The organism is Rhizobium ruizarguesonis, assembly GCF_017357285.1.
GTDB classification, from domain to species: Bacteria; Pseudomonadota; Alphaproteobacteria; order Rhizobiales; family Rhizobiaceae; genus Rhizobium; species Rhizobium ruizarguesonis.
On sequence record NZ_CP071680.1, the window covers coordinates 610427 to 623116 of the forward strand.

The following is a 12690-nucleotide window of genomic DNA, read 5'->3' on the forward strand; positions in this document are numbered from 1 at the left end:
TTCTGGCATCATGCAGCTGTTCATTTCGGATTGACCCATGCGCTATTCCGCTCTTTCGATTTTCCTGAACGGCCTTCGCGGCAACAAAAGCTGGTCGCCTGCCTGGCGCGACCCGGCGCCGAAGCCGCATTACGACGTCATCATCGTCGGTGGCGGCGGCCATGGTCTTGCCACCGCTTATTATCTTGCCAAGGAATTCGGCGTCACCAATGTCGCCGTCCTCGAAAAGGGCTACCTCGGCTCCGGCAATATCGGCAGGAACACGACGATCATCCGCTCGAACTACCTGTTGCCGGGCAATAATCCCTTCTACGAGTTGTCGATGAAGCTGTGGGAAGGGCTGGAGCAGGACTTCAACTTCAACGCCATGGTCTCGCAGCGCGGCGTGCTCAACCTCTTCCATTCCGACGCGCAGCGCGACGCCTATACGCGCCGCGGCAATGCCATGCGGCTGCACGGCGTCGACGCCGAGCTTCTCGACCGGCAGGCGGTGCGCAAGAAATTGCCCTTCCTCGATTTCGACAATGCCCGTTTCCCTGTGATGGGCGGCCTGTTCCACCCGCGCGGCGGCACGGTGCGTCACGATGCGGTCGCCTGGGGTTATGCGCGCGGCGCCGATCAACGCGGTGTCGACATCATCACCCAGTGCGAGGTGACCGGCATCCGCAGCGAAAATGGTCAGATTACCGGCGTCGAGACCAGCAAGGGCTTCATCGGTTGCGGCAAGCTGGCGCTTGCGGCCGCCGGCAATTCCACCGTCGTTGCCGATATGGCCGGCCTTCGCCTGCCGATCGAAAGCCATGTGCTGCAGGCCTTTGTTTCAGAGGGGCTGAAGCCGTTCATCGACACGGTCGTCACCTTCGGCGCCGGGCATTTCTACGTGTCCCAGTCGGACAAGGGCGGCCTGGTCTTCGGTGGCGATATCGACGGCTATAATTCCTATGCCCAGCGCGGCAATCTCGCTTCGGTCGAACATGTCGCCGAAGCCGGGCTGGCGATGATCCCTTCCTTGTCGCGCGTGCGCTATCTGCGCTCCTGGGGTGGCGTCATGGATATGAGCATGGACGGCTCGCCGATCATCGACCGCACCCATATCGACAATCTCTATCTCAACGCCGGCTGGTGTTACGGCGGCTTCAAGGCGACACCCGCCTCCGGCTTCTGCTACGCCCATCTGATTGCCCGCAATGCGCCGCATCAGACCGCCCGCGCCTTCCGGCTCGACCGCTTCGCGCGCGGCTACCCGATCGACGAAAAGGGCGTCGGCGCCCAGCCCAATCTGCACTGAGGACATTTGACGATGGCAAGCCTGATTTCCTGTCCTCATTGCGGCGCCCGACCGAAGGAGGAATTCTCGATCCGCGGCGATGCCGGCCTTGCTCGGCCGGCGCCGGATGCCGGTGCGGAGGCGTGGTTCGATTATGTCTATCTGCGTGACAATCCGCGCGGCCGGCACAGCGAATACTGGCACCACTCTTCCGGATGCCGCCGCTGGCTGATCGTCGAACGCGATACCGTCACCCATGCGGTCCACGGCGTCAGGGATGCTGCCCTTTCCAAGCTCGGCGGAGAACCGGCATGACGAGCTTCCGTCTTTCCTCCGGCGGCCGCATCGATCGCACCACGTCGCTCGGCTTTACTTTCGACGGCAGGCCCCTTGAAGGCCATCCGGGCGATACGCTTGCCTCGGCGCTGCTTGCCAACGGCGTCCAGCTCGTCGGCCGCAGCTTCAAATATCACCGCCCGCGCGGCATCCTGACGGCGGGGGCCGCCGAACCGAACGCGCTGGTGACGACAGGCAACGGCGGGCGCACCGAACCGAATACGCGCGCGACGATGATCGAGCTTTACCAGGGGCTGACAGCAAAGAGCCAGAACCGCTGGCCTTCGCTCGGCTTCGATGTCGGCGCGGTCAACGGGCTGCTGTCGCCCTTCCTCAGCGCCGGCTTCTACTACAAGACCTTCATGTGGCCGGCGGCGCTTTGGGAAAAACTCTACGAGCCGGTGATCCGCAAGGCGGCGGGCCTCGGCAGGGCGTCCTACGAGGCCGATCCCGATAGCTACGAGAAATGCTGGGCGCATTGCGATCTGCTGGTGATCGGCGCGGGCCCTGCCGGTCTTGCCGCAGCGCTGACCGCCGGCCGCGCCGGTGCGCGCGTCATCCTCGCCGACGAGGGACCCGAACTGGGCGGCAGCCTGCTTTCCGACAGCGGTTCTATTGACGGCAAGCCGGCAGACGCGCTTCTCGGTGAGCTGCTTGCCGAACTGGAGGGTCTTCCGAATGTGCGGCGTCTGCCGCGCATGACGGTGTTCGGCTGGTACGACGACAATGTCTTCGGCGCGGTCGAACGGGTGCAGAAGCATGTGGCGATGCCCGATCCGGAACGCCCGGTCGAAAGATTGTGGCGCATCGTCGCCCGCCAGGCGATCCTTGCGACCGGCGCCGAGGAGCGGCCACTCGTCTTCGGCGGCAACGATATTCCCGGTGTGATGATGGCGGGCGCCATGCGCAGCTATCTCAACCGGCAGGCGGTAGCACCTGGCAGAAGCACGGTCATCTTCACCACTAACGACACCGGATACCGCACCGCAGCCGATCTTGAAACAGCCGGCCTCGCGGTCGCGGCGATCGTCGACAGCCGCGGGGATGCGGCCGCGAGCTGGCAGGGCCGCGCCGAGGTGCTGAAGGGCGCCAGGCTCATCGATGCTTTCGGCGGCAAGCGCCTGCGCGGCGTCAGCGTCGAGGCAGCAACCGGCACCCGTCGGATCGAAGCGGATGCGCTTGCCATGTCGGGCGGCTGGAGCCCGATCATTCATCTTGCCTGCCATCGCGGTGCAAAACCGCAATGGTCGGACGAGGCATCGGCGTTTCTGGCGCCTGCTCAGCAGGAAGGTCTGATCGTTGCCGGCTCGGCCGCCGGCCTTGCGCAAACGGCGACCTGCCTCGGCGATGGCGCCGCAAAGGCAGCTGCCGCGTTGAAGACGATCGGCTTCGCGGCGGCGGAACCGGCCTTTACTGTGGCCTCCGAGGCGGCTGCACAGGCAAAGCCGCTCTGGTCGGTCAAAGACTCGAAGGGCAAGGCTTTCGTCGATTACCAGAACGACGTGCATCTCAAGGATTTGGGCCTCGCCGTCCGCGAAGGCTACGGCCATGTCGAGCTCGCCAAGCGTTACACCACATCAGGCATGGCGACCGACCAGGGCAAGCTTTCCAACATCAACGCCATCGGCATCCTTGCCGAGGCGCGCGGCGTGTCGCCGGCCGAGGTGGGAACGACGACCTTTCGGCCCTTCTACACGCCGGTTTCCTTCGGCGCCTTGACCGGGACATCGCGCGGCAAACATTTCCAGCCGGCGCGCAAATCGCCGCTGCATGGCTGGGCCGAGAAGAACGGCGTGGTCTTCGTCGAAACCGGCCTCTGGTACCGGTCCTCCTGGTTTCCGCGTGCCGGCGAGACGACGTGGCGCGAAAGCGTCGACCGCGAGGTGCTGAACATCCGGAAAAATGCCGGCCTCTGCGACGTCTCGACCCTCGGCAAGATCGAGATTTTCGGGAAGGATGCCGCGACCTTCCTCGACCGCATCTATTGCAACGGCTTCGCCAAGCTTGCTGTGGGAAAGGCGCGTTACGGCATCATGCTGCGCGAGGACGGCTTCATCTATGATGACGGCACCACCAGCCGGTTCAGTGACGAGCATTTCTTCATGACGACGACGACCGCACTTGCCGCCGGCGTGCTCACCCATCTCGAATTCTGCGCCCAGACGCTCTGGCCGGAACTCGACGTCTGCTTCGCCTCCTCGACCGATCAATGGGCGCAGATGGCCGTTGCCGGGCCGAAGTCGCGCGCCATTCTTGAGGAGATCGTCGACGAGGACTTGTCGGATGCGGCCTTCCCCTTCATGAGCGCCCGCAAGGTCTCCCTCTTCGGCGGCCGCCTCGAAGGCCGGCTCTTCCGGATCTCCTTCTCCGGTGAACTCGCCTACGAGCTTGCAGTACCGGCCGGCTACGGCGAAGGTGTCGCCGATGCGATCATGGCGGCGGGCGAGAAACATGGCATCTGCGCCTATGGCGCCGAAGCGCTCGGCGTCATGCGCATCGAAAAGGGTCATGTCACTCATGCCGAAATCAACGGCACGGTAACGCCCGGCGATCTCGGCTTCGGCCGCATGGTTTCATCCACCAAGCCGGATTTCATCGGCAAGGCAATGCTTGCCCGCGAAGGACTGCAGGACCCTGAGCGGCCGCGCCTCGTCGGCGTCAAGCCGCTCGATCCGGCAAGCGGTTTCCGCACCGGCTCGCATATTCTTGCCGACGGCGTTGCGGCGACGCTCGAGAACGACCAGGGCTACGTGACATCAAGCGCCTTTTCGCCGGGGCTCGGCCATACGATCGGCCTGGCGCTCGTCAGGCGTGGGCCGGAGCGCATCGGTGAAAAGGTGACGGTCTGGAACGGCCTGCGCAACGAATTCACCGATGCGGTGCTCTGCCATCCCGTCTTCATCGATCCTGAAAACGAGAAGCTCCATGCCTGATCTTCCGCAGCACAAACCGGTTCTGGCCGGCACGGCATATAACAGCATCTCAGGGGCAGGCGTCCGGCTGGAAGCCTTGCCGGAGGGCCATCTCATGCTTGTGCTCGGCGCAATCGAGCCAACCGCGCTCGCTGCGGAATTGCTGAAAGCAGGCTTTGCGAAAACTTCGATCCGCAAGGCGGGTTTCCGGCAATGGTTCGTCGCCGGCGACGAGCCGCTTGTCCCTGCCAACCTCGATGCTCTCGCGGCAGCGCTTGCGGGAAAGGCCTTCGTCATGGACCAGAGCCACGGGCGCGTGCGGATCGGCGTTTCCGGCCGTTCTTCGCGGGCGCTTCTCTCAAGGGGTACCGCCGTCGATCTCGATCCTTCCGTCTTCCCGGACGGCCATTCGGCGATGACGATGGTCGGTCATCTCTCTGTGCAGATCGTCCGCACCGGCAAAGACAGCTTCGAGCTTACGGTTCTGCGCAGTTTTGCCGAAAGCCTCTGGGACGATCTCACCCATATGGCGGCGAGCGCTGAAAAGGATAGCGTCTGACAGAGCATGATGCCGAAAAGTGTGAGCGGTTTTCGGATGATATCATGCTCCAACTATAGGATGTTCTAGAGGCAGGTTTCGATCGTTTTTAAGCTGTATGCAGCGCGGCGGCACCGACCCATTCGGGGCGCTCCGCGCCTTGCAGCTCTTCCACCGCATCGGCGGCAAAGCTCGGCACGACACCGGTCCAGAGCAGTGCGCCGTCGGGATTGGAATGACCGTCGCCCTCGAGCTTGTAGATGCTTTCGACGATATACTGGCCGTCATTGTTCAGGCCCTTGATCTCGGAAATCTCGATCACCCGGCGCCGGCCGGTGCGCTTGAAGCGGGCGATCTGCACGACGACGTCGACTGCCGAGGCGATCTGGGCGCGCAGCGGCCGAAGCGGCATGTCGATATCAGACATCAGCGCCAGCGTTTCCAGCCGGTGCAGGGAGTCATAGGGGGTGTTCGCGTGCACCGTCGAAAGGCTGCCGCTGTGGCCCGACGTCATCGCCTGAATCATATCGAGCGCCTCGCCGCCGCGGCACTCGCCGACGATGATCCGGTCGGGCCGCATGCGCAGCGACGAGCGGAACAGGTCGCGGATGCTGGCGCCGCCGCGACCGAAACGGTCGGGTTTCGTCACTTCGAGATAGACCACGTGTTCCTTGCGGATCTGCAGTTCGGACGTGTCCTCGATGACGATGACGCGCTCGTGGTCGGCAAAGGCTTCCGACAGCGCGTTCAGCATCGTCGTCTTGCCGGTGCCGGTGCCGCCGGAGATGATGACATTCTTCTGCAGCCCGACGGCCGCCTGCAGCAGCGACAGCGATTCCTCCGTCAGGCTGCCCTGGGTGACGAGGTCGCGGATGCTGCGATGTTCTTTCAGGAAGCGGCGAATGGAGATGCAGAGCCCGGTGCGGGCGGCCGGCGGCTGGATCATCTGCACGCGCGAACCATCCGGCAGACGGGCCTCGATGCTCGGCTCCTCGGGCGTCAGCCGCTTGCCTGAGAATTGCGCGATGCTGCGCGCGGCCGATTCCAGGTCCTCGCGACTGGCAAAACGCGTATCGGCGCGTTCGAGCTTGCCTCGCCTTTCGACGAAGATGTCGGATGTCCCGTTGATCAGGATTTCGGACACGCTCGGATCGTCGAGGAGAAAACGGATCGGCCCGAGCAGTTTGTCCAGCGCCCGGGTCAGGACCTGGAAGGTTGCCTGTTCGGCAGCGTCGTCGGAAACGGCTTTCATCAGAGCGGCATCCCGACCAGGACCGTGCTCATGCCGAACAGTGTCGCCATCATCTGAACCGCGGTCGGAAAGAACATCATCAGTGGAATAAGGACCAATCCAAGTATCAAGATGCTGCTCATCGTTTCCATCGTTCTCTCTCCGGATCGACCGGCGGGCGATACCCACCATTTGACGAAAGCTTAATCCAGATCGCCAAACAACGCCATGGCCGGGCCTCGCGCAGGCAGTCATTATGATCGCCACACGCCGTTTCTTCTATCGCGTTGAAAGAATTGACCAATTATGGAGCAGTAGACGAGGCCTTGCCAGGTTGACAAAAACTTCGGCCATTCAGCTAAAATCTTAGCCTGTTCAAGAGGTTAGTTGAAAAAACATGACGTCAACTGCGATCGTGCCGGCGACGCCTCCAAGACAATTGGAACCCTTCGTTTCGTTTGCTTGACGGAGGGCTGGCCTTGGGCGCACTCTTGGGTCTTAATGGTGTTGTTCAACAAACGTTGGCAGCCGGGGAAGATAAGCTGAAGCAGAAAATATCATTGGATCGAGCAACATGCTCATTCAGATCGATAGCGTATGCTTGGTTCATCTTCACCAGGGCTTCGAACCGAAACAAACCTGGGAATGAGGAGTAATCACATGTTTGGTAAACTCAAGACTCTCGCAATTGCACTTCACAAGGACGAGCGCGGCGACATGGCCCAGATCGTCCTGGCCGTCGCCCTGATCGTCATTCCGCTGATGCTGCTTCTGCTCGCATTCGGCAAGCAGATCGGCGAATGGTTCAACGAAAAGAACACGGCGCTCTCGGATGCCGAGAGAATTCCTGAGCCGGGTCAATAAGCGGGTCGGGATCATGGATACGACCTATGATCTGACCCTGATGCCTGCAGCGGCGGCTCTTGCCGTCGCCTGCACCATGACCGCGGCGGTGCTCGACCATCGCCACGGTCATATCCCGAACGCCGTCACCTATCCCTGCCTGCTTGGCGGGTTCATGTTGGCGGCAGTCAGCGGCGGTCTCGCAGGAATAGGGCTTGCCTTCGCCGGCCTCCTTGCAGCCGGCCTGATCTTTTTCATCGCCTTCGCAGCCGGAAGCTGCGGCGGCGGCGACGTCAAGCTGATGGCGGCGCTCGGCGCCATTCTTGGCCTCTGGCCCGCCATCGACGTCACCCTTGCATCGCTCATGGTCGGCGGCGTGATCGCCGTTTTCTCCATGGCGCGGCGTGTTCAGTGGAGCGTGCTGGCCCGAACGGTCGGACTGTTTGCGCTTCTCCTGCCCGCCGGTTTCCGCGACGCCGCTTCGGTGCTGAAGCCGCGCGAGACACATCATACCGTGCGCTTCGGCGTTGCCGCTGCACTCGGACTTCTCTGGTGCCTTTTCATGCCTGATTTCACCCCTCTTTCACTCGTGAGGTAACGGCAATGCGCGCGGAACTCGAACGCCCCATCTTCGACGGTGCCTTCTGGAGTTCGATCCTGCACTCACGGACCTTCTGGTTCCCTGAGGATCACGGCGCGCTCCTCGGTACCTTTGCGATCGCCATGATGCTGCTTGCCTCGATGCTGCTGCTGCCGCGGCTTTCCGCCCGCCGGCGCCGGATATCGGAGCTGCACGGCGATACCTCCGGCAGCACGACGATGATGGATTTCGTACTTGTCACGCCGGTCTTCGTCTTCTTCATGTTCGTGGTCTTCCAGTTCACGATCCTGGCCAAGAACCACCTCTTCACCCACTATGCAGCCTATGCGGCGGCCCGCAGCGCCCGCGTCTATTTCTGCCCGGCTTTTCCGATCACGCTGCGAAGCATCATCGACGTGAAGACCTGCGATGACGATGCTGCCGCCGGCAAGGCCGATCTTGCCGCCCGCCTGGCGCTGATCCCGGCCGCACCCTACGACCAGCTGAAATGCGTCGGCGCCTGCCAGCCGCCGGAAGATGCGCTGAAAAGCCTTGCCGACGCTTCCGGCCTTTCGAAGAACTGGCGGGCGATGCGCAACCAGGCCCGCTACATGTTCGATCCGCAGAACGTTACCGTGACCGTCGATCGCGCGCCGATGGCAATCTATGCCGCCATCAACCGTTCGCCGCATGTGCCTGTCACCGCCAAGGTGGAAGCCCGCTTCCTGCTGCTCGAATATGCCGGCTGGGTCTTTGCCCGCGGCCAGAGGAAGGACGGCCGCTACTACACGATCTCGACGGCGGAGGTGAACCTGCTATGACACCGACCCTCATTAAGCGCCTGCACCGCGACGAACGCGGCTTCCTGTCGCCGATCATTCTCTACATGACGATCGCGCTCGCCCTGATGATCGTCTGGATCCTGAATACGGGACAGATGATCTACGACAAGCAGCGCACGCAGGATACGGCCGATGCCGCAGCACTCGTCCATGCCGACTGGGAAGCGCGCTATCTCAACATCATGGCGATGAACAATGTTGCCTCGTCGCAGGCAACCGTCGTCATGGCGACGTCGGTCGCCTTCCAGCTGACGACGGCCGAACTCGCCCTGCGCTCGGGCGTCATTCTGGCGAAACTCGCCGAATATTCTTTCACGGAAGGCTTCGGCCCGGCGTCGCTCGTGCCGCCGATGCCGCCGATGCCCTATTGCCCGGGCTGGCAGAAGATTCCGATCGTCGGCGGCATCATCTACGGTGCTTGCCTGGCGTTCCAGGGAGTCCGGGCGATAGGAGCCACCAAGGCGCTTGCATATACGGTAAAAGCACAGATCGATTACGATCCCTGGGGCCTCATCGTGAAGTCCAGCGACATCATCGACGCCATGAATGATCTCAACGACTACCTCGTCGAGAGCTTTCCGCAGCGGGTCGGCAATGAAGCCTTGCATCTGGTGCGCCTGAACAAGTCGGACCATGTCGTCTTCCACCCGCCGTGCGAATCCTGCGACGACGCCGGAGAAGGTGCGGGCGGTAACCTGCCGGTCGATCGTGACGGCGTCAATCCCGCTGCGGCCTATGCTGAAATGTGCCTGGCGATGAGCAATGGCACGCAAGGGCAGGACCCGTTTCTCATGCGCGGCGAGTTTGCCAATCGCGGCTTCCCCAACGGCAAGGGTCCGTTGACCGCAGGCGGCGTCGACGGCAGCCATATCCGCGACTGGGTCAACCACGAGAGCGGCATCGACGATGCTTTAGTGGACTTCTACATCTTTTATGAAGCCTTCGGCCCGGCCTATTTGAGCAAGGTTCCGTTCAAGGCGATCATCGAGCAATTTGGCGATCTCAGCTGGTGGCAGGAACTGGTCCTCGATGGCAGCTTCTTTGTCGCCGAGGAATTCTTCGGCATCGAGTTCGGCGTCGTGAACCCCTTCCAGCTGCCGATCGACGTGCCGCCGCGCTATTCCGACAAGCAGACAAAAGACGAGAACGATTTCACCCGCAAGTTCGACATGATCTGGAACCAGGTCTGCGGCCCAGCCGGTGGCGCGATTTCCGTGGCGGGTGCTCCCCTGCCCGTCATCTCCTTCCCGAAGCCTTACTGGCTGAAAGGACGCATACCGTTTAACTTCACGCCCTTCGGCGGCGAGCAGCTCGACGACTACCAGACGCTGGCGATCGTTTCGCGGGCCCCGCGCGCCAGGCTGCAGATCCGCATCTTCAAGGACAAGACACCCTCCGCCTATGCGCTCGCGCAGAGCTGGGTCCACAATTACACGGCCTTCGACCTCTACACCCAGGACTGGCTGGCATCGCTTGCGCCCGCCACGCTTGCCGACGATATCGGCGAGGTTTCCAACACCATCAAGCAGAGCCCTGCGGCCGACAGTTTTACCGGCTTGACCCGCGTCTTCGACCGAGGAGGAGCCAATGCCTGGGCTGCCGTCAACACACACTGAGCCTATGGGTGGTCCTCCAGGCCGCGGGCTGCTGATGCGGCTGCACCGCGACAGGCGCGGTCTTGCCTCGATCGAATTCGTGCTCGCCGCGCCTGTTATCTTGCTGATCGTGATTTTCGTCATCCACGCGAACAAGATTTCCACCAAGAAGGTCGGAACCATGCTTGCGATGCGCAACGCCGCCTTCGCCGAGGCAAATGGGCTGGACTGCACGTCGGATTTCTCGAATGTCTTCCCGATCCCGGCTCTGCCGGCACTGCCCGGGGGCGACGCCATCAACTGCTCGCGCACACCATCGCATGAAGGCGATGGCGACCCGCAGCGCACCTTTGTCTGGGACGATGTTCAAAATACCTTGAAGAGCGACGGCCGCGACTTCGGCGACATGGTCGGCGACCTCGCCAATGAGAAGCCGCAGCTCGTCACCGCGACAGCCGACCGCGTCTACAAGTTCAGGGATTCCGACGATCTCGATACGATCAGGAGCCTCCGCTGGAAGGATGCGTTCACGGTTGATGATTCGACGCTGTTTGCCTCGCACAACAATGACACCACGAGCCACGGCTACGATCCGACGCTGCGCCGGGAAATTCGCGATGTCGCCGACGATTCCGGCGATCTCTTCGACGGCGTCTTTCCGGGAGCGAAATAAGATGAGACAAGGGCCCCGCATCTCTGTTCATCTCGCCGGTTTGGCGCTCGTCATCGGGTTCGCCGCCGCCATGGCCACACCGGGCCGTGCCGAGATCTACAAGGACTTGAGAGTGACGCTGAATTCGATGCTGGCCGGTATCGTCGGCGCGCCGGAACGGGCGCCGCGCGATCTCGTCATCAACGGCCAACCGCTTGAATTCACGCCCTATCAGAGCGATCGCAGCATTTCCGATATCACCGACGAATGGCTGCGGGTGTTGGCCGTCAATACCCGCCCTGCCCTGCCGAAAGCCAACGACAGGCAAGAGCTGACTGCCGTCATTGCCGCCAATATGCTGATCGTGCCAAAGACCAGCCGCATCCGCGACGATCTTGCCGTGGTGGTTCAGTTCTTCGACGGCGACGGCGAGGCAGCCCTCGACTATCTCAGACGCCAGGACCCGACCAATCCTTCCGCGAGAGCGCCGATTCCCGGCGTCTCGATCATGATCCGTCGTCCGGCCGATGCGCCGATGACCGAAGTGCTGATGAGCCGCTTTGACGATGTCGCTTCGACGCTTCCGGCCTTCGCGGCTCCAGCCGATGTCAGCAAGCTGCCGATGTCGCTGCGTCCGCCGGCCGGTGTCGAGGTGCTGAGCGATATCGGCGATCGCGACAAGGGCCACACCTCGCGCACGGTCGTGTCGAAAGGCACGCTGTCGGCCACGCGCTGGTCGGATCAGCGCGCCGATCTGCTTGTCCGCGATGGCTTCACCATCGAGACACCGCCAGCGCAGCACGGCCGGGTCACAGCACTTTATGGCCGCCGCGGCAGCGTCGAGGCCAATGTCTTGTACACCCGCAGTAAAACCGACGGCCGGACCGTCGAAGTCATTCAAATCAGGCAACCCTTCGTCGAAGGAATAACACCATGAACTGGAAGCTCATCGCGGCCGTCATCGTCGGGCTCATCACCGGCGTTCTGCTCTACTTCTGGACCGAGAGCGTCAAGAACGAGCAGGTGGCCTATGCCTTCATGCGGCTCCAGCCCGACAGGAAGGTGACGCGAGGTCAGGCGATCACGCCCGACATGCTCGCCGAACCGGTGATGCTGCCGGAAAGCTTCGGGGCGCTCGCCAAGCTCGCGGTTCCCGCGGCCAGCGCCTATCAGGAATGGCTGAAGGACAGGACGGCTGCCAGCGACATTCCGGCCGGCTCGGTGCTGCTCTTTCAGTATTTCGACGATACCGATGGCGGGCGCCTGACGACGATGATCGCACCCGGCAAGCGGGCACTGACCCTTCCCGTGAACGCCGCCTCGGCTGTCGGCCATTTCGTCGAGCCGGGCAGCTATGTCGATATCCTCGGTACGGTCGACGAACCGGTCGAGCCCGTGGCGCCGGCCGCAGCAGCCCAGCCGGGAGCCCCCGGCCAGCCCGCTGCCGTGCCAGGTCAGCCTGCGGTCCCGGGCCAGGCGCCGGCCGCAGCCGGACAGCCGCAGGCTCCAGCCCAGCCGCAGTCGCCGGTCGAGCAGATGCTGAAGAACTATCTCACCCAGTATCCGGGCGCCGACGAGAACGATGTCAACGCCTACCGCAAACAAGCGCAGGACTATAAACTCGGCATCAGCTCGCGCACCCGCGTCGTCACCCGCACCTTCCTGCAGAATGTCAAAGTGCTGGCCGTCGGCGCGGCGACGACGGCGGAGGGTGCAGTCACCAAGGCCAACAGCACCTACAACAATGTGACCGTCGAAGTGACACCGTCGGAAGCTGAGATGCTGATTTTTGCCATGGGCCAGTCGAACGGCAGCCTGAACCTGGTGCTGCGCAATCCGGCCGACAATACCGTCGAGGACCTGCCAAGCATCAACTGGACGCGCATGTGACCGT

At 62.7% G+C, this 12690-nt stretch carries 13 protein-coding genes; 11 read left to right on the plus strand and 2 right to left on the minus strand.

Annotated features, from left to right (window positions below):
• Positions 1-37: 37 nt before the first annotated feature.
• Genes J3P73_RS30950 through J3P73_RS30965 form a run of 4 tightly spaced genes read left to right on the plus strand, consistent with a single transcriptional unit; the run spans position 38 to position 5074 of the window.
• On the plus strand, positions 38-1288 hold the full coding sequence (locus tag J3P73_RS30950; protein ID WP_024321764.1) for a sarcosine oxidase subunit beta family protein: 1251 nt from the start codon (positions 38-40) through the stop codon (positions 1286-1288).
• 12 nt (positions 1289-1300) lie between these two features.
• A complete protein-coding gene (locus tag J3P73_RS30955; protein WP_027690120.1) occupies positions 1301-1582 on the plus strand; it encodes a sarcosine oxidase subunit delta in 282 nt (93 codons plus the stop codon).
• Positions 1579-4536: a sarcosine oxidase subunit alpha family protein gene (locus J3P73_RS30960; RefSeq protein WP_207580059.1), complete on the plus strand. Its 2958-nt coding sequence runs from the start codon at positions 1579-1581 to the stop codon at positions 4534-4536. Before J3P73_RS30955 ends, J3P73_RS30960 begins: the two co-directional genes overlap by 4 nt.
• On the plus strand, positions 4529-5074 hold the full coding sequence (locus J3P73_RS30965) for a sarcosine oxidase subunit gamma (RefSeq protein ID WP_185828653.1): 546 nt from the start codon (positions 4529-4531) through the stop codon (positions 5072-5074). Before J3P73_RS30960 ends, J3P73_RS30965 begins: the two co-directional genes overlap by 8 nt.
• Before the next feature lie 88 nt (positions 5075-5162).
• Here J3P73_RS30965 and J3P73_RS30970 read toward each other — a convergent pair whose 3' ends face one another.
• Complete coding sequence (locus tag J3P73_RS30970; RefSeq protein ID WP_032982691.1) at positions 5163-6305, minus strand: TadA family conjugal transfer-associated ATPase; 1143 nt, start codon at positions 6303-6305, stop codon at positions 5163-5165.
• Complete coding sequence (locus J3P73_RS38100; protein ID WP_012763633.1) at positions 6305-6436, minus strand: hypothetical protein; 132 nt, start codon at positions 6434-6436, stop codon at positions 6305-6307. Before J3P73_RS38100 ends, J3P73_RS30970 begins: the two co-directional genes overlap by 1 nt.
• 508 nt (positions 6437-6944) lie before the next feature.
• Here J3P73_RS38100 and J3P73_RS30975 point away from each other — a divergent pair.
• From J3P73_RS30975 to cpaB, 7 genes are read left to right on the plus strand one after another with little or no spacing between them, the layout of a single operon-like run.
• Positions 6945-7148 carry a hypothetical protein gene (locus tag J3P73_RS30975; RefSeq protein WP_018246152.1) on the plus strand — a complete coding sequence of 68 codons (204 nt, stop codon included), beginning with the start codon at positions 6945-6947 and terminating at the stop codon, positions 7146-7148.
• A gap of 13 nt (positions 7149-7161) precedes the next feature.
• Positions 7162-7725, plus strand: a complete 564-nt coding sequence (locus tag J3P73_RS30980) for an A24 family peptidase (protein ID WP_017968491.1) — start codon at positions 7162-7164, stop codon at positions 7723-7725.
• A 5-nt stretch (positions 7726-7730) separates the two neighbouring features.
• On the plus strand, positions 7731-8528 hold the full coding sequence (locus tag J3P73_RS30985; RefSeq protein WP_018071654.1) for a TadE/TadG family type IV pilus assembly protein: 798 nt from the start codon (positions 7731-7733) through the stop codon (positions 8526-8528).
• Complete coding sequence (locus J3P73_RS30990; protein WP_018071653.1) at positions 8525-10165, plus strand: TadE/TadG family type IV pilus assembly protein; 1641 nt, start codon at positions 8525-8527, stop codon at positions 10163-10165. Before J3P73_RS30985 ends, J3P73_RS30990 begins: the two co-directional genes overlap by 4 nt.
• On the plus strand, positions 10137-10817 hold the full coding sequence (locus tag J3P73_RS30995; RefSeq protein ID WP_018071652.1) for a TadE/TadG family type IV pilus assembly protein: 681 nt from the start codon (positions 10137-10139) through the stop codon (positions 10815-10817). The genes J3P73_RS30990 and J3P73_RS30995 overlap by 29 nt, the downstream gene beginning before the upstream one ends.
• 1 nt (position 10818) lies before the next feature.
• On the plus strand, positions 10819-11733 hold the full coding sequence (locus J3P73_RS31000) for a hypothetical protein (RefSeq protein WP_018071651.1): 915 nt from the start codon (positions 10819-10821) through the stop codon (positions 11731-11733).
• Complete coding sequence (gene cpaB, locus J3P73_RS31005) at positions 11730-12686, plus strand: Flp pilus assembly protein CpaB (protein WP_018071650.1); 957 nt, start codon at positions 11730-11732, stop codon at positions 12684-12686. The genes J3P73_RS31000 and cpaB overlap by 4 nt, the downstream gene beginning before the upstream one ends.
• Positions 12687-12690 lie beyond the last annotated feature (4 nt).